This is a genomic window from Bradyrhizobium sp. WSM2793 (assembly GCF_000379585.1).
In the GTDB taxonomy this organism is placed as follows: domain Bacteria; phylum Pseudomonadota; class Alphaproteobacteria; order Rhizobiales; family Xanthobacteraceae; genus Bradyrhizobium.
Window position 1 is genome coordinate 174,915 of record NZ_KB902835.1, and the last position, 23,822, is coordinate 198,736.

Genomic DNA, 23,822 nt, shown 5'->3' on the forward strand with positions numbered 1-23,822 from the left:
GATGGTCGACGACGACCCGCTACGAACGGCGGTCGATACCGCTTGGTGCGTGTACCGCGCCCGCCATGGCGGTGTCGACGCTGCAGACGGCCGTCGATGCCTGCTTGAGCGTTATTTGCGAGGGAGATGGGAAGCGCGCGAGAGTAACGGCGATGCCCAGGAGCTCACGGGTTTCGGGCTTGCCTATCTCGAGCGGCTTTCGGACGACTCATGCTGAGCCTGATTGAGAGCCTCGTGTGCCGCCTGGCGAGCGCAAGCGCGAGGCCGCAGTGGACGCTGCTCGCGATCTCGAACCTTCTGTCCGCGGCCATCGTGCTGATCGTCCGGTCAGCGGTATAGCGGCGGGCTGTCATGCGCATCGCTCAGCTTGCTCCCCTGGCCGAAAGCGTCCCTCCAAAGCTCTACGGCGGCACCGAGCGGGTGGTGGCCTGGCTGGTCGATGAGCTCGTCAAGCTTGGACACGACGTCACGCTGTTTGCGAGCGGCGACTCCCGCACGACCGGCAAGCTTCACCCGGTATGGCCACGCGCGCTGCGACTCGGCCGAAAGGGCGCGGATCCGGGTGCGGCCAACGCAATGCTGCTGGAAGCGATCGCGAAGCGGGCGAGAGATTTCGATGTGATCCACGCGCATATCGACTGGCTGCAACTGCCGTTGCTCAGTCGGCTTGGCGTGCCGTTCATGACGACCATGCACGGTCGCCTCGACTTGCCTGGGTTGCCCGAATTGGTTCGGCAATTCCCCGAGGCTGGTTTCGTGTCGATCTCCGATCACCAGCGCCTGCCGCTTCCGGATGCGAAGTGGATGGGAACGATCCAGCACGGATTGCCGTCGGAGCTGTTGCGCCCCTCTTATGAGGAGGGAGCCTATCTGGCGTTTCTCGGTCGCCTGACGGCCGAGAAGGGGCCGGAGGACGCCATCCGCATCGCGTACGCCGCCCGGATGCCTCTGCGCATCGCCGCGAAGATTCCGCGCGCCGAGACCGCCTATTTCAAGAAGCACCTCGAGCCTCAAATCGACGGCGAGAAGATCCAGCTTGTCGGCGAAGTCGATGACGTGAAAAAGCAGGCCTTCCTCGACAGGGCCGCCGCGCTGCTATTTCCGATCGATTGGCCGGAGCCTTTCGGGCTGGTCATGATCGAGGCGATGGCCTGCGGAACGCCTGTGATCGCTTACCGCTCTGGCTCCGTCCCTGAGGTGATCGAGCACGGTGTGACCGGCTTCATCGTCGAGAACGAGGATCAGGCGGTCAAGGCGGTCGGCGAATTGGGCAAGCTGGATCGAAGGAGGGTGCGCGCCCGCTTCGAGGAACGCTTCACCGCACGCCGAATGGCGCGGCAGTACGAAGATCGGTATCGCTCGCTGATTGCCGCTACAGATCGAGAATTCACCGCACAACGGACGGAAACATGAAAGAAGACGGCGATGTCGCCGACAAAGGCGGGGCGGGTTCGCATCTTTGTCTTCGCCCTGGCGATCTCGCCAGCATTCGCGGCCGAGATCACCGCGGATGCCGTCAATTCCGCCCAGCCATCGAAGAAGACCCTCTCGAATAGAACCCGACCCTGGCGGGAGTGCGTCTGCAGGCTATTTCGGCATAGGCATTGTCAGCTCCTTGTCGGCCGTATCCACCACGAACACGGCAAGCAGCTTGGCAGGCTCGGTATCGCTGGCGTTCGCGCTGATGCCGTGGCGGTCGCCGGGTCTTTCGGAAAAGTTCTCCCCCTTGCGAAAGACCTGGGCCGGGCCGTCATTGACCTGACTGCGGATCGCGCCTTCCAGGACGGTGGCATAGATGAAGGCGGAGGGCGCGTGGATGTGGGCCGGCGACGAGCCCCCAGGACCATACTCGACCAGCACGCCCTTCATGCTCTTGCCGGGGACATTGGGCAGCGCCTGGTCAAATACGACCGTGACCTTGGCCGATGGTGCTGCCGTCTCGGCCGCATGGACCGTCAGGACAGACGCGGCGTAAACCGCCGTTGCGATCAGCAATCTGCGCATGGGATTTCCTTCATTGCCGTTTCTGTGTTGACTGCGGGACTGGCGGCCCCTCAGAGGCGCGCGAGCCATGTTGCGAGCGGCGTCTTCCCGAGCCGAGCCTCGCCGAGCGGGTTCAGCGATGTGTCCTGAATGGAAGCGCCGTAATATTGCGCTTTTGGGTCGCCGACCACCGTACGGCTGTCGCCGGAGGCTTTCTGGCGGCGCGCGACGAACTCATTGAAGGGAGCCTTCTCGGGGCCTGCGATGTCGATGGTGCCATTCAGCGGCCGCCCCGTCGCGATCTCTGCGAGGCAATCGACCACGTCGTCGGCGGCGATCGGCTGAAACAGCGCCGACGGAACGACGATCTTGTCGCCGGCCGCTCCGGCCTCGCCAATGGCGCCGAGGAATTCGAAGAACTGCGTGGCGCGGACGATGGAGTAGGGGACCGCGGAGGCCTTGACGATGGTCTCCTGGGCGAGCTTGGCACGGAAATACGCGATGTCGGGCGAACGATCGGTCCCCACGATCGAGAGCGCGACGTGATGCTTGACGGCTGCGGCGGCCTCGGTCGCGGCGAGATTTCGGCTCGAGCGCTCGAAGAATTCGAGCACGGCGGCGGGCTCCCAGGACGGCGCGTTGGCCACGTCGACCACGACATCCGCGCCGGCCAGCGCCGCCGCGAGGCCTTCCCCGGTCACGGCGTTCACGCCTGATTTCGGCGAGGCCGCTACCGCGTCGTGGTCCTGCTGTTTGAGCTTCGCCACGAGCTTGGATCCGATCAATCCGGTTCCGCCGATCACGACGATCTTCATGGCAGGTCTCCTTGGCATGTGACGAGCGCGAGATGATTAGCCAGGGCGGACTCGCGCGCTCACGTCGATCAACGTGATGCGAAGCGACTCTATCGATCAAGGGCGCGGGGCTCTTGCCTGTTACGGGCGCGGCTTGCCGGAAAATGCTTCAGAAGCCGGGGTGCGATTTCACAAAACCGCTAGGGTCATTCCCTCGTGCCGCAAACACACTCTGCGATGATCGCAGAGTGCCAGTGTTTTGCCCGACTTGTCAAAGTGTTTGAGAGAACGAGGACGCAAGCCCGGCTGGAAACACCAATGAAAGCAGCCTCTGGCTACTGTGCATGGGGTTGTTTTCGCGTTTTCTAGATCGGCTGGCTGTCTCACGCCCCGCAGACGATCACGCCGTACCAGCCGAGCCCGCGATAGGTCTCATAGCCCGGCGTCGCATGGAACGCGACCAGGGCACCCGAGCGGCCATGGTAGAAGCCGGAGCGCTGGCCGTTCAGCGAGATCGAGATGCGCTCGCTGAGGATGCCCTGGCCGTCGGACGCCGCGATGATGCGGAAATTCGAATCGACCAGCAGCACGCGGGCCTTGTCGCTGTCGCCGACGCGCACGCCCTGCACGATGGCGCGGGCCTGCGCCTCCCAGTCGAAGTGGATGGCGAGCACGCCGATCGGGGCGCCGTGGGCCTGGCCGCCGGCGCGGACGCTGGCGCAATAGGTCGCCACCTGCGCGTTGCCGAGCAGCGGCTGGTTCTCGACGTCGCCGGCGACGTAGTCGTCACCGGAGCGCAAGGTTCGCGCCTCGCGAAACCACTTGGTGTGGGCGACGTTCTGGCCGACCACGCGGAAGCGGTCGGCGCGGCCGTTGGCGATGACGTTGCCGTCGAGGTCGCAGAGCCAGAGATCGAGATAAACGGTGTAGGCGCCGAGGATTACGCCCACGCGCTGCGAGGCGTGCGACACCGCTGCGGCGGTCGGCGAGGCCGCGCAATCGACCACGGCGGAATCGGTCGCCCACCAGCGCACGTCGCAGGTGCGCTCATAGAGGTTGCGGTCGATCAGCTCGATAGCGTTGAGCGACAGGTCGACCATCCGCTCGCCGCGCGAGCGCTGGCTCATGCGGTCGATCGAGGCGACGAGATCGCCGGTGCGTTTGGTCAATTGGCTTTCGAGCTCGCGCGCGATGGTCTCGACCTGCTGGCCGACGCCGCGTACCTCCTGTGCCACCACCGCAAAGCCTGCGCCTTGCGCGCCGGCGCGCGAGCTCTCGATCAGCGCGTTCAGCGCCAGCATCTTCATCTGGTTGGTGATCTGCTGGATCGACTTGGTCTTGTCGACCGCGATCTGGTTGACCTCCGCGGTGAGGCGGTTGATCAGCGCGGAGATGTCGGAATCGTCGTCAGCGGGTTCGGTGGCGATCGGCTTGGCCTTCAGACCCAGCGCAGCAGACATCGGGGATTTCCCTTGGCAATGAGGTCTGATCTGCAATGAACCCGGAACAATCGCTTACAGATCGAATACGATTCTTTTTCGAGGATTCCGCCTAACGCCTGCTTAATTTGCTGTTCCGCCGAATGCCCAAATGATAGTCAGTCGGCGCAGCAAATCGGCAATCCACCGCTTTGTGCGACGCGGAGATTGCAAATCCCAGGCGATTCCGGGTCAATCGTCGTCGCCAGCCGAACCGATGCGACAGCTCCGACTTCCGGGTCCCTCTAGCCAGCCCCTCATCATGACGCCGCCCGCAACTGCCTTGCCTGTCGAAGCGCCCCAGGCCTTTCTCGGCGTCGCCCGCTCGCTGACCGACAAGCTCTGGCGCGACCGGCTGGATCCCCGCGGGGCGGCCCAGGCGCTCGCCATCGTGCAGCGGCACCAGCTTCCCGAATTGCTGGCGCGGGTGCTGGCCGGCCGCGGCGTCGATATCGACGCGGTGCCCGACTTTCTCGATCCGACCATCCGCAAGCTCATGCCGGACCCGTTCACGGTGACGGAGATGGAGGCGGCGGCGAAGCGGATCGCGGATGCGGCGGCGAAGGGCGAGAAGGTCGCGATTTTCGGCGATTACGACGTCGACGGCGCGACCTCGGCGGCGCTGCTGGCCTGGCACCTGCGTCATTGCGGACTCGATCCGCTGATCCACATTCCCGACCGCATTTTCGAAGGCTACGGGCCCAATGTCGAAGCCGTTCGCGGGCTGGCGGCCAAGGGCGCCACGCTGCTCGTCACCGTCGATTGCGGTACCACCAGCATCGAGCCGCTGGCGGAAGCCAAGCGCCTCGGCATGTCCGTCGTCGTAATCGACCATCACCAGGCCGGCACCGAGCTGCCGGAGGTTGACGCGCTGGTCAATCCGAACCGGCTCGATGATCTCTCCGGCCTCGGCCATCTCGCCGCGGTAGGTCTCGTGCTTGTGACGCTGGTTGCGGTCAACCGCGAACTGCGTCAGCGCGGTTTCTGGAGCGCGGAGATGCCCGAGCCCGATCTGCTCGGCATGCTGCATCACGTCGCGCTCGGCACGGTTGCCGACGTCGCGCCGCTGATCGGTCTCAACCGCGCTTTCGTCGCCAAGGGGCTGATCGCGATGCGGCGGCGCGACCATGTCGGTCATACCGCGCTGATGGACGTGGCGCGGCTCAACGGGCCGCCGGAGGCCTGGCATCTCGGCTTCATGCTGGGGCCTCGCATCAATGCCGGCGGCCGCATCGGCCGCGCCGATCTCGGCGTGCGGCTATTGCTGGAAGGCGACGGCGTCGAGGCCGCGCGGATCGCCGCCGAGCTCGACCGCCTCAACGGCGAGCGCCGCGTCATCGAGCAGGCGGCCGAAGCGCAAGCCGAAGCCGAGGCGCTGGCCTCGATCGGGCTCGAGGACAAGCTCGGCGTCATCGTCACGGCGTCCGAAGGCTGGCACCCCGGCGTCGTCGGCCTCGTTGCCTCCCGGCTGAAGGAAAAGTTTTCGCGGCCCGCTTTCGCCATAGCGCTCGAGCCCGGCGGCATCGGTACCGGATCGGGCCGCTCGATCGCGGGCGTCGATATCGGCAAGGCGGTGCGGCAGGCGGTCACTGACGGCATTCTGCTGAAGGGCGGCGGCCACGCGATGGCCGCGGGCGTGACGTTGCGGAAAGAGAAGCTCGCCGAGTTTCGCGCCTATCTCGAAAATGCGCTGGCGCAGGACGTCGCCGAGGCGCGCCACGTCAACGAGCTCTATATCGACGGCGCGGTCTCCGCGCGCGCCGTGACGACGGAGCTTGCGGCAACGCTGAACCGTGCCGGTCCGTTCGGCAGCGGCAATCCGGAAGCCGTGCTGGCGCTGCCGGCGCACCAGCTCGTCTTTGCCGACGAGGTCGGGCAGGCGCATCTGCGTCTGCGCTTCAAGTCGGGCGATGGCGCCATCGTCAACGGCATCGCGTTCCGCTCGGTCGGCCAGAAGCTCGGCAACGCGCTGCTGGCCAACCGCGGCCAGCAGCTGCATGTCGCCGGCTCGCTCTCGGTCGATCGCTACCAGGGCGTCGAGCGGGTGCAATTCCGCGTCATCGACGTCGCGCTACCGGACCAGGGGCCATCCGTGATTAGATAACGCAAGATCTGACCAGCTTAGACGACACAAAATACGTCGCTCAAACAACAAAAAAGGGAGTGAACATGGCAGGGCAGGTTGAGGGCAAGGTCGCGCTGGTGACCGGCGGCGCCTCCGGTATCGGCGAGGCCATCGTCGATCTGTTCGCGCGTGAGGGCGCGACTGTTGTCATCACCGACATCGATGAGCTGCGCGGGCCTGAGCTCGCCAAGCGCGTGACGAAAGCCGGCGGCAAGGCGATATTCCTGGAGCAGGACGTCACCAGCGAGGAGCGCTGGATCGATATCGTCGCCGAAATCGCCAAGCGCTATGGTCGGCTCGATATTCTCGTCTCCAATGCCGGCATCGGCATCTCCGTGCCATCGATCGTCGACATGACCCTCGCCGACTGGCGCAAGCAGAATGCGATCAACCTCGACGGCGTGTTTCTCTCGGTCAAGCATTGCCTGCCGCTGATGCGAAAGCATGGCGGCGGTTCGATCGTCATGATGTCCTCGCTCGCGGGCCTGCGCGGCGCGCCGGGCCTGTCGGCCTATTCGGCGACCAAGGGCGGCGTGCGGCTGTTCGCCAAATCGATCGCAATGGAATGCGCGGCGGCCGGCGACGGCATCCGGGTCAATTCCGTGCATCCCGGCATCATCGATACCCCGATCTGGGGCAAGATCCCGACGGGTGCGACCGGCGCCGGCCAGAACGCGCCAATCGATCCCGAGGAGCGTGCCAAGGTCGTCACGCCGCTCGCCCGCGCGGGGCAGGCGGCGGAGATCGCCTCAGGCGTGCTGTATCTGGCCTCCGATGCCTCGCGCTACGTCACCGGCAGCGAGCTCGTCATCGACGGTGGCATGAATGCCGGCGGTGTGTCGCGGCGGGCCTGAGCCGCGCAGGGCAGGGTGGCGGTCGCAGGGGCTGACGCGCAGGCGCAGCCCCTGTACAAGACGGCAGCTTTCGACCGACAGAGGTGTCCTTCGCCATGGCGCACAGCCTTCACGCTTCCTCACCCGCGTCAGCGCCATTCCGCTCGAACCGGCCGGACCTCGCCACCGATGCAATCCGCACCGCGCGCGAGGACCTCGCCGCCTGCTTCCGCATGGCGGCGCGCAACGGTTTTGAGGAAGGCATCTGCAACCACTTCTCGGCCGTCGTGCCTGGGCATGACGATCTGTTTCTCGTCAATCCCTATGGCTATGCCTTTCGCGAGATCACTGCCTCAAAGCTGCTGATCTGCGATTTCCACGGCAATGTGCTCGACGGCGAGGGCGCGCCGGAGGCGACCGCGTTCTACATCCATGCCGAGATGCACAAGCGCCTGCCGCGCGCCAAGGTCGCATTCCACACCCACATGCCCTATGCGACGGCGCTGTCGATGACCGAAGGCGATCCCTTGATCTGGGCCGGCCAGACCGCGCTGAAATTCTACGGCCGCACCGCGGTCGACCGCGACTACAACGGCTTCGCGCTCGACAACCAGGAAGGTGCGCGCATCGCATCCGCCGTCGGCGATGCCGACATCGTCTTCATGAAGCACCACGGCGTGATGGTGCTGGCCCCGACCATCGCGGAAGCCTGGGACGATCTCTATTACCTCGAGCGCGCCGCCGAGGTGCAGGTGCTGGCGATGTCGACGGGACGGAAGGTGCTGCCCGTCGATCCCGCGATCGCGGCCGAGACCTACAGGCAGATGCGCGAAGGCGATTCCGAATCCGCCCGGCTCCATCTCGCCGCAATCCGTAGGCAGCTCGACGCGGAGGAGCCGCAGTACCGGCATTAGCGATGAGTGCGTAGCCCGGATGGAGCGCAGCGAAATCCGGGGACTTCAACAGCGGAGGTATTGTCCCGGATTACGCTGCGCTCCATCCGGGCTACGGGCCAACGCGAGGCCTACGACCCCTGCCGCAGCTTGGCCAGCACCTTCAGCCCGCCATAGCCGTCCGCTGGCGCAATCCCCGCGCGCTGCTGGAAATCCTTGATCGCCTTCATGGTGTCGTTGCCGACGCGGCCGTCGGTGCCGCCGGTGTCGAAACCGGCCTTCGTCAATCGCGTCTGCATCTCCTGTACCTCGGCCAGCGTCAGCGCGCGCTCGGAGCCGGGGAAGGGCTGGATGAAGGGCGGTGCCCCGAGGCAGCGGTCGCCGAGATGGCAGATCGCAAGCGCATAGTTCATGGAAGGGTTGTAGCTCTTCACCGAGTAGAAATTCGGTCCGAGCAGGAAGGTCGGTCCGCCCGCAACCGGCGTCCACATTTGTGCGGATGCGTTCGGCTGCGGGAACGGCTGGCCGTCGGCGCGGGTGACGCCGGCTGACGCCCAGGCCGCATAGGTGCGGCTGCCGCTCATATTGCCGGCGGCGCGCACCTCATAGCCCCAATGCTCGCCGCGATGCCATTTGCCGCGGTTGACGAGATATTTTGCGGTCGAGCCCAGCGCGTCGTCGGGCTTGCCGAAGGGTGAGACCTTGCCGTCGCCGTCATAATCGATGCCGACATTGAGCCAGACTTCCGGCATCCATTGCGAATGGCCCATCGCGCCGGCCCAGGATCCCTGCATCTGCTCGGGCGTGCTCCAGCCCTTGTCGACGATGCGCAGCGCATTGATCAGCTCGGTCTCCCAATAGGCCTTGCGGCGCGGCTCGTTCCAGGCGAGCGCGGCGAGCGAGGGAAACACCGGCGTCATGTGGTTCTGCTGCACCAGGGGATCGCCATAAGCGGACTCGACGCCCCACAGCGCCAGCAGCGTGCCCCGCTCGACACCGAAATCCCGCTCAATGCGCGCCAGCAGCGCCTCGTTGTTCTTCAGCGCGATCTTGCCGTTGATGATGCGCCAGTCGGAGACGCGGCGGTTGATATATTGCCAGACCTGCTCGTGGAATTCGGGCTGGCTCCGCATCTGCTTGAACACGCTCATGTCGGGCTCGACCCGTCCCATCGCGCGCTGCCAGGTCGCGGCCGAGATGCCCTTGGCCATCGCGCGTGCGCGAAAGCTCTCGCGCCATTCGTCGAAGCCTGGAGGCGCGGCGAGGACGCGTGTCGGGTATGCGAGCAAAGCGGCTGCACCGAACGTCGATTGCAGCAGGGTGCGGCGAGTCGGATGGAGGGAGGAATCAGCGTGTGTCATGGGCACATTGTAGCCCGAAACATGGCCGGTGTGCGTCGGTTCCTGGAACAGCCGCGCGGCTGATTCTGCGCGGCCCGGCATCATGCTTCGGTCGGAACAAACTGTCGCAGTCCTGCATTCCCTCCGTATCCGGAAGGAGGAAGAGATGATGAGGACATATCTGTTTGCCGCCGCCATGATCACCGCCGTTGCGACGCCCGCGTTCGCTGATGAAGTCGGCGTTCACGTCGGCCCGGTCGGCGCCGGCGTGACGGTCGGTCAGTCCCACGAGTATCGTGAGCGGGATCGCGATCGCGACCGCACCACCGTCATCAGGGAGCGCGAGCCCTCTGATCGCACCACGGTGATCAAGAAGCAGGATGAATTCGGCAATCGCAGCAAGACCGTGATTCATCACGACAACGACTGACGGAGCAGGGCCCCGGCGGAGCGTCGGGGCCCGCCTTTTCGCATGCAGTCCGTTCATCGAACATTCGGGGTGGAATGAAGATATATAAGCATGCGGAAAGCCATGTCGTCGAACTCGACGACGGATCGCAATGGCAGATCTTTCCCGGCGATCTCGCAACCACGCTGAGTTGGAAGCCCGAGACCGATTTGCACCTCGAGCAAAGCGCCGACCGGGTGAGCTCGCATGTGCTGGTGAATGCTACCGACAACAGCCGCGTACGGGTGATCGCGGCGGACGAGACCTGGGTCGACGGTGAGGTTAAGAAACTGTTGAAGGGCGGGTAGTCGGCTCCCGCGCTTCCCGATATCCCTGACTTTAGGCCTGTCGTTTTACGGTCGGTTCGCTTCCGCCTGCGTAAGATGCGGCATGCGGGAGCTGTTCTACATTATCCGTGCCAATCCCTGGCCCTTCGGTGCCGGGCTCTTCGTCGTCGTTCTGATGATCATCGCCGAGAACTTTGGCCGCGGTATTCAGGGCGGCGATGGCGGTGCGGGTGGCGATTTCTGGGATGCCGCCGGCTGTGACGGCGGCGACGGGGGAGGCGGCGACTAGGCCTCGCCTAGTCCCCCTGCAGCTCGGTCGCGACGTTGGCGAGCCATCGCCGAATGCTCGCTTCGGCCTTGGCATCGAGGCCATCGGCAAGACGCTTCTCCAGCACCATCACCCGTTCCCGGCACGCCTTCAACAACGTCGTTCCGTGCTTGGTCAGTGTCCATTGCTGGATGCGGCCATGGACGGGATGAGGCGTCATCAGAATCGCGCCGTCGCGTTCGAGATTGCGGATGATGACCCCGACCGTTTGCGGCGTGAGGAAGGTGAGGCGGGCGACATCGGCGCCTGATAGTCCCGGATAGGCATTCAGCATCGTCAGCACCGCGAATTGCGGCGAGGTCACGCCGAGATCGGCGAGCGTCCGCTCGGTCGTCAGACGGACTGCGGCGTGAGCCTGGCGCAAGAGATAGCCGAGATAGCCCTGCTCGCCGCGCTTGCCTTCGCCGGCAGCGGGAACACGCACCGCCGCGTCGCCGGCAGGTTCGGGCACCGGGCGGGTTTTCGATCTGGTGACGGCATCGGTCTTGCGTGACATGTCAGAGCTCTTATAAGATGTAAGCACACTTATAATAAGACGAGGTGAACCGCAATGTCACATGCCCGTAGCGAATACGAGGATTTCAAGAAGATCGCGCCCGACGCTTATGATCTGGTGCTGGCGCTGGGTCAGCTTGCGGCCAAGGCCGGCCTCGACAAGCAGCTTCTCGAGCTCGTCAAGTTGCGCGCCTCGCAGATCAACGGCTGCGCCTTCTGCGTGCAGCATCATGTCCTGCTGTCGGAACGGATCGGCGTTCCCGTCGACAAGCTCCATTTGGTCGCGGTCTGGCGCGAGGCGCCGATCTTTTCGCCGCGTGAGCGTGCCGCGCTGGCCTGGGCTGAGGCTCTGACCGTCCTGCCCGACGGCGTCAGCGAGGACGTCTATGCCGAAGCGGCCCGGGAGTTCTCCGAGACCGAACTGATGTACCTGACCTCGGCGGTCGCCTCGATCAATGTCTGGAATCGCTTTGGGGCTGCGTTTCGCTGGACGCCGGCGCCGCGGCCGGTGGCCGCGAATGCTGCGGCATCCTGATCGGCACAAGGGAGGTTCTGATGACAGCAATGAGCTTATCTGCCGTACAGCGTCCGGCACCGTCACGTTCGACCGCGCTCGCCGTCGTTGCAGGGCTGGCCTGTGCGCTGGCGATCGGCAAGGCGCTGCCGGTGACGATGGATGCCGTCTCCGGCGCGCTGGCGCCGCTCTGCGCCAGCGCGCCGGAGAGCTCGCCGCTCGACAAGGTCGAACCGATCGGCTCCTACGCATTGCCGAACGTGCCGGGCAAGCGCGTCACCATCGTGCGCGTCACCTATGGTCCGGGCGGATTCTCGCGCCCGCATCGTCACGCAGGATCCGTGACCGCCTACATCACAAAGGGCGAGATCCGCTCCCAGCTTGGCGGCGGTCCTGTCGCGACGTTTGGCGTTGGCCAGTCCTTCTTCGAGCCGCCGGGCTCGACGCATCTGGTCTCGGCCAATGCCAGCCTGACGGAGCCTGCGGAATTGATCGCGGTGTTCGTGGCGGACGAGGGCGCGCAGCTCACAACGTTCTTGGAGTAGAGCACGGCTAGGAGGCGCGATCCCGCGATCGCCTCAGCCGTTTCCATGCCGGCGAGAGACCGTATTGGACTGCCGGAATCGCAACCGCGCCGACAAGCAGTCCAAGCACGCCTGAGATGGCTGCCTCGACCGACCATTCGATGATGCCGGCAATGGATGGAAGGGCGTGTGCGGCCGCCTCGGTTGCGGCATGGACCGTGCGGCCGACCACGGGCGGGCCGTATTTTTCGATGCCGTGCAGGATGATGCCGCCGCCAACCCAGATCATGGCGGCGGTGCCGATGGTGCTCAGCACCGTCAGGAACGTGGGCATACCGCGGACCAGCGCGCGTCCAAGCGAGCGGATCGCGGCGCCAATGACTGAGGCGCCGTCGTAGCCCGCAAGGGCTACGCCGGCATCGTCAGCCTTCACGATCAGGGCCACCACGCCGTAGACCCCGACCGTGATACCGAAGCCGACCAGCGCCAGCACCAGCGCCTGCGTCCAGATGCTGCCTGCCGGAAGGGCCGCCAGCGTGATCGCCATGATCTCTGCCGACAGGATGAAATCCGTCTTGATGGCGCTCGCGACCTTCTCGTCCTCGACCGACCGGGCATTCAGCGCGATCGGCTCGAGCTGGGCTTCATGGTGGTGCGCATGATGCGGCATTACGGCTTCGAGCACCTTCTCGGTACCCTCGTAGCAGAGAAAGGCTCCGCCCAGCATGAGCAGCGGCGTCACCGCGGCGGGAAGGAAATAACCAAGCAGCAGGGCAGCGGGAAGCAAAATCAGCAATTTGTTGCGCAGCGATCCGACTGCAATCTTGCCGACGATCGGCAGTTCGCGCTTCGAGGCAAAACCGATGACGTAGTTCGGCGTGACGGCCGCGTCGTCGATGACCACGCCAGCCGCCTTTGCGCCTGCTTTGGCAGCCTGGCTCGCCACATCGTCGAGCGAGGCGGCTGCCACCTTTGCAATCGCCGCGATATCGTCGAGAAGACCGATCAGTCCGACACTCATCACCCCGATCCCTGTTTTTGTTTGAGCCGGCGGTGCGCGCGACAACAAGCTCTTGCACCGCCCTTCGTTGGAGCGAGCAAGCCGTCAATTCTCCTCGCCGCTCGATCCCTCGCGCAGATCCGGCTTGATCACGTCGTCCGGCAGTGCATGGGCGACCGGCTGCGACGTGACGGCGATCTCCGGGCCGACCTCGCGGCCGCGGGCGTGGATCAGGCGTTCGTAGGCGGAGACCAGGGTGACGTAGGGGCTGACCCAGATCCAGCCGTCGCGTGTGAACACCTGCACGTCGAAATGCAGATGCATCGAGGTACCGGCGGGATGGTCGAGATAATTCGAGATCACGCCGATCTTCTCGCCTTCGGTGACGATGCGGCCATTGAGCACGCCATCGGCGTTCATTGCGTGCGGATTCATGTGCATGTAGCGGAAGCGGATGTGCTCGGTGCGGCTGTTGACTTGAAGCGTCGCGGCCTGGTCCCTGGACGCGCGGATCACGATGGCATCGCGCACCGCGACGACACCGCGCTGCTTGGGATCGCAGGGCTCGCGGCCTTCGCCGGGCGGTGGGCAGTCGGCGGCGCGGATGTCCTCGCCCTGGTGGCCGTAACCGCCCGCGCATTGCCAAACCTCGAAACTGCGGGACTCGCAGAAATTGTCGCGCCAGGGATAGGCGGTCGTGCTCTCCGTCCTGTCCCGCTTGGCATAGGATTGCGAGCGGACGAAGGCGGGAGCCTTTTCGAGCGGAAAGCGGATCTGTGCATAGGCCATTGCGTCGGGATGGCCGCCCTGCTTGCGGTAGCCGGTGTTCGGGATGATGTCGCCGCTCGGCCGGTAGCTGAAATCCGGTGAACGGCCCGTCGGGCGATCGAGGATGTTGGAGGCGATGTCCGTCAATGGTCGCATGCGCTGGCCGCCGGCGACGCGCAGGGCCTTCAGGAAGCGCTCGGCGACCGGATAGGCTTCCTTGCAGGCCAGCCGCCGCGGCTTGGCGACGCTGTCGAGGCACTGAATCGACACCACATAGGCGACGCCGAAACGGGTAAAAGCGTAGCGTACATAGCCTTCCCGGATAAACCTGCGCAGGTCCGGATAGAGCGCTATGAGCGGTTTGATCTGCTCGCCCTTGCCGCCGGTGGGATCGGCGATGTCGTAGACCAGCGCCGATCCCGTGATCTGCACTTCGACCGGCCTTGTGAACACCCGGCTTGGCATGCCGTCGCCGGCGCCGGGCTCGAGCGAGAAGGTCGCGCTGTAACCGGCGGGGCCGGCATCGAACATGTCGACGGGATTGAAGTCCGCCTGATAGCGCGACAGCGCGAGCGTCGCCGTCGCGCCGCTGCGCTGCGCCTCGAGGTAAGCGGCGGCGTCGAACGGCAGCAGCACCGGTACGGGACTGCGGGTGATGCCGGTGAAGAGTCGCGAGGATACCGCGTTGAGCTGCACCAATGCGGGCATCGCGCGGGGATCGTAGCGCGGTACCGAACGGCGAGGGGCGAAGATGAAATCGTCCGCGACCCGGGGGCGGCTGTTGATCTCGGTGCGGAGCTGGTCGAGCGCTGCGCGCCAGTCGACGCGCAGGGCCGTGAGCGAGGGGCTGCGGAATTCATCCGCAGCGAGCGGAGTGGCAATGAGGAGCGAAAGCGACGCCAAAAGAAGCGAGACGAAGCGGAAACCCTTCCCAACCACTGTCTCGCCCCCCGGCGGCACCTGCTGCGATCGCTCTGTTCCCCGTCAGTCCTTGGCGCGTTCTGAGTAGGAGCCGTCCTCCGTCATGACGACGATGCGGGTGCCGACTGCGATGTGCGGCGGCACGGTGGTGCGCACGCCGTTGGAAAGCACCGCCGGCTTGTAGGAGGACGAGGCCGTCTGGCCCTTGGTCACCGGCTCGGTCTCGACCACTTCCAACGTCACGCGCTGGGGCAGCGCGAGCGAGACCACGTTGACGTCGTGGGTCGACAGCTTGACGGTCATGTCCGGTTGAAGATACGAGGCCGCGTCGCCGACGACGTCCTTGGAGACCTGGACCTGGTCGTAGGTCTCCGGGTTCATGAAGTGGAAGCCGTCGCCATCTTCATACAGGAAGGTGTAGTTGCGCTCCTCGATGGTGGCCTTTTCGACCTGGTCGGTGGTCTTGTAGCGCTCGGAGATCTTTACCCCGTCCGAGATTCGGCGCATCTCGATCTGGCTGACCGGGGTGCCCTTGCCGGGGTGGATGTTTTCGGCGCTGACGACGACATAGAGCTTGCCGTCTTGCTCGATCACGTTGCCTTTGCGAATAGAACTGGCGATGACTCTCAAAGCTGTATTTCCTGCTTGCTTGGCCCGGCACCGGCCAGGACGTGATCAATTCGATGGGGGACTTGGGGTCTCAAATCGGACCTCGGCGCCCGTTTCGGGCCGCAACATACTGATTTTGCCGTTAGATGCCAGCATTTTGCTCGGCTGTGGGGCGGTCAGGTAATGGCTGGGGACAAGCCCATCTCACCGTTCTGGTCGCCCGGGCGGCATCTCGACCGTCGGCCGTTCCTCCAGGCCAGGGGGGCCATTACCGGGTCTCTACGGGGCTTTTTCGCCGAGCAGGGGTTCGTGGAGGTCGAAACCTCCGTTCTCCAGGTCTCCCCGGGCAATGAGACCCATCTGCACGCCCCCCGGACCGAGATCATGCGGCCGGACGGCAGCCGAGCCCTCCGGTATCTGCGGACTTCGCCCGAATTCGCCTGCAAGAAGCTGCTGGCGGCGGGCGAGACGCGGATTTTCGAGCTCGCCCGGGTGTTCCGCGACCGTGAGCGCGGCGACCTTCATCTACCCGAATTCACCATGCTGGAATGGTATCGGGCAGGCGCTTCCTATGACGCCATCATGGCCGATTGCGTCGTCGTCATCGCCCGTGCGGCGCAGGCGACCGGCATCGGGACCTTCTCGTTCCGGGGGCGGACCGCCGATCCCTTCGCCGAGCCCGAGCTGCTGACCGTGGCGGGCGCCTTCGAACGGTTCGCCGGCATCGACCTGCTGTCGACAATCAGGGACGGCGAGGGTAACCGTGCCGCGTTGGCCGAGGCGGCGAGTAGCAAGGTCCGTGTGGCCGAGGACGACACCTGGTCCGACATCTTCAGCAAGGTGCTCGTCGAGCACATCGAGCCGCATCTGGGGCAGGGGCGTTTGACCATTTTGTTCGAATACCCATCTCCAGAGGCGGCACTGGCACGGGTGAAGGCTGACGATCCCAGGGTTGCCGAGCGGTTCGAGGTCTACGCCTGCGGCGTCGAGCTCGCCAACGGCTTTGGGGAACTGACCGATGCCGAGGAGCAGCGAAAACGCTTCACGGAATCGATGACGGAGAAGCAGCGCCGCTACGGCGAAGCCTATCCGCTCGACGAGGACTTTCTGGCCGCAGTTGCGGCAATGCCGGAGGCCAGCGGCGTCGCCCTCGGCCTCGACCGGCTGGTGATGCTGGCAAGCGGCGCATCGCGGATCGATCAAGTGGTTTGGACGCCACCTGCAAATGAAGCGTCTAGTGAGACATGACGAAAACGAACCTTGCACGCACTTTGCGCGAGCCGGCTGAGCTCGTCGCCGAAGGTCTGGCGCCTGCAACAGCGCTGCCGGCGCTCGAACGCGTTGCCGCACGCTATGCTGTGGCGATCACGCCGGCGCTGGTCGAACTGATCGATACATCCGACCCCGACGATCCCATCGCACGGCAATTCGTTCCGAGCGCCGCGGAGCTTGAGATGCAGCCGGGCGAGGACGCCGATCCGATCGGCGATCATCCGCACTCGCCGGTCGCAGGGATTGTGCATCGCTATCCCGATCGCGTGCTGTTCAAGCTCGTTCACGTCTGCGCGGTCTATTGCCGCTTCTGCTTCCGCCGCGAGATGGTGGGCCCCGGCAAGGACAGCGCGCTGTCGGACGGCGCCTATCGCGCGGCGATCGATTACATCCGTTCGCATCACGAGATCTGGGAAGTGATCCTGACCGGCGGCGATCCCCTGATGCTGTCGCCGCGCCGGATGGGCGAGATCATGGCCGAACTCGCGGCAATCGATCACGTCAAGATCATCCGCCTTCACACCCGCGTGCCCGTGGCCGATCCCGCGCGCATCAGCGACGAGTTGGTTGCGGCGCTCAAGGTCGAGGGCGCGGTCACCTGGGTGGCGCTGCATGCCAATTATGCGCGCGAACTGACGGGACCGGTGCGCGCCGCCTGCGCACGGCTCGTCGATTCCGGAATTCCCCTGGTGAGCCAGTCCGTGCTGTTGCGCGGGGTCAATGACAACATTGCCGCTCTGTCGGATTTGATGCGAGCTTTCGTCGAATGCCGGATCAAGCCCTATTATCTGCATCACGGCGACCTCGCGCCGGGCACGGCGCATCTGCGCACGACGCTGGCGGAGGGGCAGGAGTTGATGCGGCAGTTGCGCGGGCGGGTGTCAGGGCTATGTCAGCCGGACTATGTCATCGACATTCCCGGGGGCGCCGGCAAATCCCCGGTGGGGCCGAGCTACGTCCTGGCGCCGCATAATACCGCACCCCATGCGGGTGATGCGGAAGCCGAAACGCGCTATCGTATCGTGGACTATTGCGGCGACGTTCATCTCTATCCGCCCGAGACGTGAGCGGTGATGGAGAGCGCGCCGGTTCGAGAATGGAGAAGCAAGAATGAAGAAGATCATGGTGGCAGCATCGCTCGTGGTCTTGCTTGCCGGCGCGGCGGAAGCACAGACCGGCGGTTCAAAGGGATCGACGTCGGGCGGCAGCGGCGGAACTTCCGGATCGGTGTTGCCTGCACCGGTGGGTCACCGCCAGCCGCGCGCGGCTGACGTGCCGAGCGAGAAGAATTTGAGCAATCCGAACACCCCCGCGAACAAGGAAGACGCGGAGCTCGACCGCAAGATCAAGAGCATCTGCCGCGGCTGCTGATCCTTTCACCTCTCCCCGTTGGGGAAAGGTGAGGAGAGCGAACGCGCGTTCGCTCTGAGCTAGGCCGAGCGCTCCTGCAGTCCGGCGCGCCGGGCGTTGCGGCGGATTTCCACCGCGTCGGCGAGCTGCTCGAGCGCGGTCGCCGTAGTCGGCCAATCGATGCAGCCGTCGGTGATGCTCTGGCCGTAGGTGAGCGGCTTGCCCGGCACGACGTCCTGGCGGCCGGCTACGAGGTTGCTCTCGATCATCACGCCCATGATGCGGCCTTCGCCGCCTGAGATCTGGCCGGCGATGTCGGCCGCCACCAGCGGCTGGTTCTCGGGCTTCTTGCTCGAATTGGCGTGGCTGGCATCCACCATCACCAGCGGCGCGACCCCGGATTTGGTCAGCTCGTTGCAGGCGGCCGCGACGCTTGCCGCATCATAGTTCGGCTTGCTGCCGCCGCGCAGGATGATGTGGCAGTCCTCGTTGCCCGCGGTCGAGGCGATCGCCGAGCGGCCGAGCTTCGTCACCGCCATGAAGTGATGCGGATGCGAGGCCGACTTCACGGCGTCCGCCGCGATCCGCACATTGCCATCGGTGCCGTTCTTGAAGCCGACCGGGCAGGACAGGCCCGAGGCCAGCTCGCGATGGATCTGGCTCTCGGTCGTGCGCGCACCGATCGCGGCCCAGGACACGAGGTCGGCGATGTATTGCGGCGTCGTCATGTCGAGGAATTCCGTGCCGGCGGGCAGGCCGAGATTGTTCACCGCCGACAGCACGTTGCGCGCCAGCCGCAGGCCCTTGTTGATGTCGAAGCTGCCATCCAGATCGGGATCGTTGATCAGGCCCTTCCAGCCGACCGTGGTGCGCGGCTTCTCGAAATAGACCCGCATCACGATTTCGAGCTGGTCGGCGAGCTCTTCGCGCAAGCTCGCGAGGCGCTCGGCATATTCGAGCGCGGCCTTGGGGTCATGCACCGAGCAGGGGCCGACCACGACCAGCAGGCGGTCGTCCTGGCCATTGCGGATGGCGTGGATGGCGTTGCGCGCCGCCATCACGACGCGCGTCGCGGTGAGCGTGCGCGGGACTTCCCGCATCACCTCTTCCGGCGTGCTCAGCTCTTTCAATTCGCGGATACGAAGATCGTCGGTCGTGCTCAGCACGGCGGGCTCCTGTTTGTTTCGAACCTGCCGGCCAATAAAAAAGCCGCCAGGTCTGGCGGCTTGTTCGGACGTTTGCTTCAATATTCAGATTGAGCGCGATCCTCCTGCCGCCAGCGAGCTGTCGTAGCTAAAGTACCAAAAATAGCTGGTGGCGACGGTGATCATGGAAGGGCATATAGCGCGCCATCAGCGGATTGTCACCCCCCAATCGGCGCGGCAGGCGACGAGGCAGGTCAGGTGTTGCTGTTGCGCGCCGCCAGCGCCAGGCCGATCAGGCTGGCGCCGCCGAACAGGAGGTTGATACCGACGAGGACGCCGATGGCCCATTCAGCCGAGCTCGGCAGTCCCGTGATCACCATGAAGGAGATCGCGATGTCGACGAGGCCCGAGATCAGCAGCCACGACCAGCGGCCGCTGAGCTCGCGGCGGTGCTCCAGTGCGTACATGATGGTGGCGACGCCCTCGGCCAGGAAGTAGGCGCCGACCACGATGGTCAGGGTCAGCACGGCCTGCATCGGCCGCGCCAGCAGCAGCATGCCGGCGAGCACGGCGAGCGCAGCCGAGATCAGCGACCACCAGAAGCCCGGCGTGCTGCGCGCCCAATAGGTCACGATCAGCCCGCCAATGCCGCTGATCAAGAACATCCAGCCGAGGAAGATCGTGATCGCAAGACTTGCCAGCGGCGGCAGGATCAGCGCCGCGACGCCGAGAATTGCGAGCAGGATGCCCTCGAACAGAAAGGCCTTCCAGTGCGCCTTGACCGTCTGGCTCATCATGGATTGCAGCCGTGAAAAATCCTCGGGCGACGTCATCGGCAGGCTCCAGATCGAAAGGTCAGCGCTCAATCTAGTATGCACGCGGCGCGCTCGCCATCCCGCGGCTCACCCGCCGCCGGGCGCCGAGGAAAAACCTTCCGCGCTGGTGCGGATGCGGTTGCGGCCGAGAACATAGATCGCCGTTGTGACAATCAGAAGCGCCAGGCCGAGCAGGATCGAGACGAAGCCGATCGGGATCAGGGCCAGCGTCAGATTGCGCTCGGGGTTGATGAGCCAGTGATGGATCGAGGTCAGCACGAAGGCGAGCCCGAGAAAGCCGACGCCGCCGCCGGCGAGCAGCAGCGCCCACATCCGCCGAAGCTGGCTGAGCCGCTCCCGCGCGACATCGGTCCGAGGTGCGTGGTGGCGGGCGACGCGCCGGACCAGGCGGATCGCGAAGGCGATCGAGCTGAAGCCGATCAAGAGGCTGGAGGCGCCCAGCCACATCCGCAGCGTCGGATCGAGGTCAGGCATTCTTTGCAGGGTCAGCAGCGGAAAGTCGAAGGCCGAATGCAGCGCGAGCGGGCCGGCCAGCATCAGGAGGCGGCTGGAGAGGCGGGCCCAGTCGCGATGGTGGCGGTTCGCGCCCAGCGCCGTGCCGGCGCGTGCGATCGTCAGGTAGGCGCCCGCGATGATGCCGAGCGCGCCGTGGAACGGCACGGTCAGCACGCTGCGCAAGGCGGCCAGCGAGCGCCACATCTCGGCGTGCTGGACCAGATAGGCGAGGTTCTCGTAAGCGGCGAAACCGAGGCCGACCGCGGCGCCATAGACCACGGTGTCCATCGGATTGGCAAAGGTCCGCCGCTTGGTCGAGGAGATCGCCACGATGGCGATCACCTTGACGGCTTCCTCGGGCAGCGCGACGCCGAAGATCGAATGCAAGGCCAGCGCCGCCCAGGGGTCGTCGGGCGCGGCGACCATCTTGGCGAAGGGGGCGCGGGCGAGGCCCAGCAGCGAGATGCTGGCCGCTCCTAACAGGAACGCGGTCCAGACCTGGGCCGGCGGTCCCGGACGTTCCTCGGCGGCGATGACAAGCCACAGCATCAGCAGCGCCGGGGCGATGGCGGCCGTTCCGATGACGGTGGGCAATGCTTCAATCAGGTACATCGGCGCCGAAAATAGGTTCCCTTGATCCGCTTATCTACATTCACCGATGCGACCATGTGTCATGCGCTTGCTGTCGGCTCGCTTAACGAGCGCGACAGCCTTCGTTCATCTGCCGTCGCCCGCCGCGCCGTAGAATGCAAGCGTAATTAATTGCATGACAGAACGTGCTCGTCATCCATGATAACGCCCGCGCCGCCGAGCTGAGGCGCGATTGGCAAGCCGTATCAAGGAAATGCGTGAGTTTCTTCGATTCACGGCGTAGCCGTGCGCCGGGGCAGGCCAGCTAGCTGCACTTCGTTGGGCCCTCGCGGGGCGGCGAGGCGATCCGGCGCGCCCGCGACTGCTCGAGCTCCCAGAAGGCGCGGACGAGGCACGCGCCGAGACAGACGACGATGAGCAACAACAGGAAAGCCTGGTCGACCGCGGGAATATGTAGCATGGCGATGATAAAGCAACGCCCATGCCATGCGTTCCCGCAACGGCCGGCGCTTTCCGCCCTCAGTGCGTGGTGAACGGCAGCGGCGCCCCGGGAGCCACGTCGAAGGCGCCGAGATGGAATTCCTCGCCGACGGATGTGTCAGCCTCGCCCGGTTGCGCCAGCAGCGTGAACGCGGCCTGCGGGTAGATCTTCCAGATCTCCAGATCGCCGGCGGTGATGGTGAGCCAGCCGAACGTGTACATGTAGCGTCCGGGCTCGGTGACCCGGCCGACCCTGTCCCAGGTGATCTTGTCCACTGTAACTTTGTCGACTGCCATTCGGTCCCCCGATCGCAAGTCTGCAAATGACGCCCGGCCTGGAGGCACGGACGTTCAAAAGCTGATCCCGCAATGGGGCCGCGATAGGGCGGCGATGCGGAGGCAAGACGGCCTGTCGGAGGCCGCTACCTGCCGATTCAGCGCGCCGTCGAGGCCGCCTCTGCTTCGGCCGCCCGCTCCAATTGACGGTGCGAGGCGTGGAAGACGTCGTGGACGAGGCCGATCTTTTCCAGGCCCAGGATGATCAGGCCGTTGAGATCGATCTCCCACCAGGCGTGCGAGATGTAGGCGTCCCGCGGGAAGCGGTGATGGTTGTTGTGCAGACCCTCGCCGAAGGTGAGGATCGTGGTCACGAACTCGTTGGTCGAGGCGTCTTCGACGTCGAAGCGGCGATAGCCGTAGGCGTGGCAGACCGAGCCGGTGAGCTGGCTGGTGAGGATCAGCAGATAGGCGCGGAGCAGGCCGGAGAACAGCACGCAGCCGATCATGGCGTGCACGCCGCCGAATGTGTAGCCGATCACGCCGGGGATGAAGACTGCCGACATCCCGTACCAGACCCAGCGCGTGCGCACGAAGAACATCGCGATCGGATCGGCGAGGATGTCCTTGGCATAGTATTCGTTGTCGGTGGTGGCCTGGTCGAACACCCAGCTGCCCTGGGCGTGCAGGAAGCCCTTGAACGCGCTGACATAGCGATTGCCGAAGCCGTCGAATTGCGGGCTGTGGGGATCGCCGACGTCATCGGCGTAGAGATGGTGGCGGCGGTGGTTGGCGACCCATTTGGCGATCGAGCCCTGCACAGCCATCTGGGCGATGGCGCAGAAGAAGACACGCATGATCGGGCCGGTACGGAAGCTGCGATGGACGAACAGGCGGTGCATGCCGGCACCGATGCCGAACGTTGTCAGCGCGAACATCCAGGCGAACGTGAACAGCTCGACCTTGCCGACGCCTTGCGTCACGGCCCAGATGATGCCGGCGACCGCGCCGACATAGAGGATGCCGAGCAGGAGATAACTCTCGCGCAGCTTGGCCTGGACCAGCGGCCCTTCGGTGACGACGCCGGGTGGAAGCTGCGGCTTCAGCGCGATCTCTGCCAGGGCGAACTCGGCGTCGGCGATGGACATTCCGGGGCTTCCAATACTCAAGGCCCGCAGTGATTGCGGACGTACCGGGTCACACCCTACCGCGCAGGGGTCGCCATCTCCAGTATTTAGTTAAAAAAGAGTTAAGATTGATCGGGCCGGCTTCAGGCCGACTGCAGCAAGGGCGTGCGGACGATCAGGCGGACGAGGTCATCGCGTGACTGTTTTTCGGCGAATTTGACCGCAAAACCGTGCTCGAACTTGCGGATCACGCGCCCGACGCAGGCGCCGACCGCTAGCGGGGTTCCGACCGGCGGATCGTATTCGCAGGAGATCGCGACGCCAGCCGTGGAGACGTCGATGATGAAGCAGGGATGGCTGCTGCCGTTGGCGAGCGTCAGGAACGTGTGCGAGACTTGCGGTACGAAACGCGCGTCGTTCCGCAACTCCTGGACGCTGGCATCCTTCTGCTTCTTCTCGAGCCAGGTCAGCTTTTCCGACATCCAGGCGCGCCGCGCCCGCGTCATATCGAGCTCCATCAGGAAGCCCGATTTCAGCGTCGCGCTGATCGTGCACTGGAATTCGCCGAAATCCTGGAAGTAGGAGGTGAGGCGCTCGCCGACCTTGCCGACAACGGGCACGTCCACGATCATGCGGAAGGGCGAGACGCGCTTGGTGCGGCAGGCGAAGCTGCGCAGCTTGCCCTCGCAATCATACCAGCGGGGCAGCGAGTAGCTGCCGCTGACCGTGACGTCCACTGCACGCTGCCTGAGGAACTCTGCGACGGACATGAGGTGCCAATGATGTTCGGGATTGCTTCCGTAATTCCACGGTAGCGGTCAAATTCTAAGCAAATGATACTGGCGCACAGGAGCAGGGGTAAATTTCCGGTAAATGTGCGCCTCGCTCGCCCGGCTGAAAGCGCGGCATA

The 23,822-nt window shown here is 65.0% G+C and carries 28 protein-coding genes; 14 read left to right on the forward strand and 14 right to left on the reverse strand.

Features of this window, described 5'->3' with window-relative positions; all coding sequences use genetic code 11:
* The first annotated feature begins 1 nt into the window (after window position 1).
* From A3AS_RS46320 to A3AS_RS0140210, 3 genes are read left to right on the forward strand one after another with little or no spacing between them, the layout of a single operon-like run.
* Complete coding sequence (locus A3AS_RS46320) at window positions 2-217, forward strand: hypothetical protein (RefSeq protein ID WP_084675008.1); 216 nt, start codon at window positions 2-4, stop codon at window positions 215-217.
* Complete coding sequence (locus A3AS_RS49900) at window positions 211-339, forward strand: hypothetical protein (protein ID WP_018323071.1); 129 nt, start codon at window positions 211-213, stop codon at window positions 337-339. The genes A3AS_RS46320 and A3AS_RS49900 overlap by 7 nt, the downstream gene beginning before the upstream one ends.
* 12 nt (window positions 340-351) lie before the next feature.
* The gene (locus A3AS_RS0140210) at window positions 352-1,413 is read left to right on the forward strand and encodes a glycosyltransferase family 4 protein (RefSeq protein WP_018323072.1); all 1,062 of its coding nucleotides are present in this window, start codon (window positions 352-354) and stop codon (window positions 1,411-1,413) included.
* Between the two features lie 174 nt (window positions 1,414-1,587).
* Here A3AS_RS0140210 and A3AS_RS0140215 read toward each other — a convergent pair whose 3' ends face one another.
* From A3AS_RS0140215 to A3AS_RS0140225, 3 genes are all read right to left on the reverse strand, one after another.
* The gene (locus A3AS_RS0140215) at window positions 1,588-2,004 is read right to left on the reverse strand and encodes a cupin domain-containing protein (RefSeq protein ID WP_018323073.1); all 417 of its coding nucleotides are present in this window, start codon (window positions 2,002-2,004) and stop codon (window positions 1,588-1,590) included.
* A 50-nt stretch (window positions 2,005-2,054) separates the two neighbouring features.
* Window positions 2,055-2,798, reverse strand: a complete 744-nt coding sequence (locus A3AS_RS0140220; RefSeq protein ID WP_018323074.1) for an SDR family oxidoreductase — start codon at window positions 2,796-2,798, stop codon at window positions 2,055-2,057.
* A gap of 362 nt (window positions 2,799-3,160) precedes the next feature.
* A complete protein-coding gene (locus tag A3AS_RS0140225; protein ID WP_018323075.1) occupies window positions 3,161-4,237 on the reverse strand; it encodes a methyl-accepting chemotaxis protein in 1,077 nt (358 codons plus the stop codon).
* Between the two features lie 280 nt (window positions 4,238-4,517).
* On the opposite strand from A3AS_RS0140225, the gene recJ reads away from it, so the two are divergent.
* From recJ to A3AS_RS0140240, 3 genes are all read left to right on the forward strand, one after another.
* Window positions 4,518-6,359 (forward strand): single-stranded-DNA-specific exonuclease RecJ, encoded by a 1,842-nt coding sequence (recJ, locus tag A3AS_RS0140230; protein WP_018323076.1) that lies wholly within the window; start codon window positions 4,518-4,520, stop codon window positions 6,357-6,359.
* A gap of 65 nt (window positions 6,360-6,424) precedes the next feature.
* The gene (locus tag A3AS_RS0140235) at window positions 6,425-7,234 is read left to right on the forward strand and encodes an SDR family NAD(P)-dependent oxidoreductase (RefSeq protein ID WP_018323077.1); all 810 of its coding nucleotides are present in this window, start codon (window positions 6,425-6,427) and stop codon (window positions 7,232-7,234) included.
* 95 nt (window positions 7,235-7,329) lie between these two features.
* Window positions 7,330-8,127 (forward strand): aldolase, encoded by a 798-nt coding sequence (locus A3AS_RS0140240; RefSeq protein WP_018323078.1) that lies wholly within the window; start codon window positions 7,330-7,332, stop codon window positions 8,125-8,127.
* Window positions 8,128-8,237: 110 nt separating this feature from the next.
* Here A3AS_RS0140240 and A3AS_RS0140245 read toward each other — a convergent pair whose 3' ends face one another.
* Window positions 8,238-9,467: a lytic murein transglycosylase gene (locus tag A3AS_RS0140245; RefSeq protein ID WP_026202872.1), complete on the reverse strand. Its 1,230-nt coding sequence runs from the start codon at window positions 9,465-9,467 to the stop codon at window positions 8,238-8,240.
* 148 nt (window positions 9,468-9,615) lie between these two features.
* Between A3AS_RS0140245 and A3AS_RS0140250 the strand changes: the two genes are divergently transcribed.
* From A3AS_RS0140250 to A3AS_RS0140260, 3 genes are all read left to right on the forward strand, one after another.
* Entirely contained in the window at window positions 9,616-9,876 is a 261-nt protein-coding gene (locus tag A3AS_RS0140250) for a hypothetical protein (RefSeq protein WP_026202873.1), read from the forward strand.
* A 74-nt stretch (window positions 9,877-9,950) separates the two neighbouring features.
* The gene (locus A3AS_RS0140255) at window positions 9,951-10,202 is read left to right on the forward strand and encodes a hypothetical protein (RefSeq protein WP_018323081.1); all 252 of its coding nucleotides are present in this window, start codon (window positions 9,951-9,953) and stop codon (window positions 10,200-10,202) included.
* 82 nt (window positions 10,203-10,284) lie between these two features.
* Window positions 10,285-10,470 carry a hypothetical protein gene (locus tag A3AS_RS0140260; RefSeq protein WP_018323082.1) on the forward strand — a complete coding sequence of 62 codons (186 nt, stop codon included), beginning with the start codon at window positions 10,285-10,287 and terminating at the stop codon, window positions 10,468-10,470.
* Between the two features lie 7 nt (window positions 10,471-10,477).
* Here A3AS_RS0140260 and A3AS_RS0140265 read toward each other — a convergent pair whose 3' ends face one another.
* The gene (locus A3AS_RS0140265; protein ID WP_018323083.1) at window positions 10,478-11,005 is read right to left on the reverse strand and encodes a MarR family winged helix-turn-helix transcriptional regulator; all 528 of its coding nucleotides are present in this window, start codon (window positions 11,003-11,005) and stop codon (window positions 10,478-10,480) included.
* A gap of 54 nt (window positions 11,006-11,059) precedes the next feature.
* On the opposite strand from A3AS_RS0140265, the gene A3AS_RS0140270 reads away from it, so the two are divergent.
* Together A3AS_RS0140270 and A3AS_RS0140275 are read left to right on the forward strand one after the other, a co-directional pair.
* Complete coding sequence (locus A3AS_RS0140270) at window positions 11,060-11,539, forward strand: carboxymuconolactone decarboxylase family protein (protein WP_018323084.1); 480 nt, start codon at window positions 11,060-11,062, stop codon at window positions 11,537-11,539.
* Between the two features lie 20 nt (window positions 11,540-11,559).
* On the forward strand, window positions 11,560-12,063 hold the full coding sequence (locus tag A3AS_RS0140275; protein ID WP_018323085.1) for a cupin domain-containing protein: 504 nt from the start codon (window positions 11,560-11,562) through the stop codon (window positions 12,061-12,063).
* A 7-nt stretch (window positions 12,064-12,070) separates the two neighbouring features.
* On the opposite strand, the gene A3AS_RS0140280 is transcribed toward A3AS_RS0140275, so the two are convergent.
* The 3 genes from A3AS_RS0140280 to efp form a co-directional block, all read right to left on the reverse strand.
* Entirely contained in the window at window positions 12,071-13,063 is a 993-nt protein-coding gene (locus A3AS_RS0140280; protein WP_018323086.1) for a DUF808 domain-containing protein, read from the reverse strand.
* Between the two features lie 84 nt (window positions 13,064-13,147).
* Window positions 13,148-14,770, reverse strand: coding sequence for a peptidoglycan DD-metalloendopeptidase family protein (locus tag A3AS_RS0140285; RefSeq protein ID WP_018323087.1), 1,623 nt, complete (start codon window positions 14,768-14,770; stop codon window positions 13,148-13,150).
* Window positions 14,771-14,794: 24 nt separating this feature from the next.
* On the reverse strand, window positions 14,795-15,361 hold the full coding sequence (gene efp / locus A3AS_RS0140290; protein WP_018323088.1) for an elongation factor P: 567 nt from the start codon (window positions 15,359-15,361) through the stop codon (window positions 14,795-14,797).
* Between the two features lie 162 nt (window positions 15,362-15,523).
* Between efp and epmA the strand changes: the two genes are divergently transcribed.
* The 3 genes from epmA to A3AS_RS0140305 are packed head-to-tail and all read left to right on the forward strand — an operon-like array spanning window position 15,524 to window position 17,983.
* Window positions 15,524-16,588 carry an EF-P lysine aminoacylase EpmA gene (epmA, locus tag A3AS_RS0140295; protein ID WP_018323089.1) on the forward strand — a complete coding sequence of 355 codons (1,065 nt, stop codon included), beginning with the start codon at window positions 15,524-15,526 and terminating at the stop codon, window positions 16,586-16,588.
* Complete coding sequence (locus A3AS_RS0140300; RefSeq protein ID WP_018323090.1) at window positions 16,585-17,679, forward strand: lysine-2,3-aminomutase-like protein; 1,095 nt, start codon at window positions 16,585-16,587, stop codon at window positions 17,677-17,679. The genes epmA and A3AS_RS0140300 overlap by 4 nt, the downstream gene beginning before the upstream one ends.
* A gap of 43 nt (window positions 17,680-17,722) precedes the next feature.
* Window positions 17,723-17,983 (forward strand): hypothetical protein, encoded by a 261-nt coding sequence (locus tag A3AS_RS0140305; RefSeq protein WP_018323091.1) that lies wholly within the window; start codon window positions 17,723-17,725, stop codon window positions 17,981-17,983.
* A 59-nt stretch (window positions 17,984-18,042) separates the two neighbouring features.
* Here the strand turns inward: A3AS_RS0140305 and A3AS_RS0140310 are convergent, their stop codons facing one another.
* The 6 genes from A3AS_RS0140310 to A3AS_RS0140340 all read right to left on the reverse strand — a co-directional run bounded on the left by A3AS_RS0140310 (window position 18,043) and on the right by A3AS_RS0140340 (window position 23,682).
* On the reverse strand, window positions 18,043-19,128 hold the full coding sequence (locus A3AS_RS0140310; protein WP_018323092.1) for a 3-deoxy-7-phosphoheptulonate synthase: 1,086 nt from the start codon (window positions 19,126-19,128) through the stop codon (window positions 18,043-18,045).
* A 233-nt stretch (window positions 19,129-19,361) separates the two neighbouring features.
* Window positions 19,362-19,940, reverse strand: coding sequence for an HdeD family acid-resistance protein (locus A3AS_RS0140315; RefSeq protein WP_018323093.1), 579 nt, complete (start codon window positions 19,938-19,940; stop codon window positions 19,362-19,364).
* Between the two features lie 69 nt (window positions 19,941-20,009).
* A complete protein-coding gene (locus tag A3AS_RS0140320; RefSeq protein ID WP_018323094.1) occupies window positions 20,010-21,050 on the reverse strand; it encodes a PrsW family glutamic-type intramembrane protease in 1,041 nt (346 codons plus the stop codon).
* A 498-nt stretch (window positions 21,051-21,548) separates the two neighbouring features.
* A complete protein-coding gene (locus tag A3AS_RS48730) occupies window positions 21,549-21,806 on the reverse strand; it encodes a hypothetical protein (protein ID WP_018323096.1) in 258 nt (85 codons plus the stop codon).
* A gap of 137 nt (window positions 21,807-21,943) precedes the next feature.
* Window positions 21,944-22,933 carry an acyl-CoA desaturase gene (locus A3AS_RS0140335; RefSeq protein WP_018323097.1) on the reverse strand — a complete coding sequence of 330 codons (990 nt, stop codon included), beginning with the start codon at window positions 22,931-22,933 and terminating at the stop codon, window positions 21,944-21,946.
* 122 nt (window positions 22,934-23,055) lie between these two features.
* The gene (locus A3AS_RS0140340) at window positions 23,056-23,682 is read right to left on the reverse strand and encodes a pilus assembly protein PilZ (RefSeq protein ID WP_026202874.1); all 627 of its coding nucleotides are present in this window, start codon (window positions 23,680-23,682) and stop codon (window positions 23,056-23,058) included.
* Window positions 23,683-23,822: the final 140 nt, after the last annotated feature.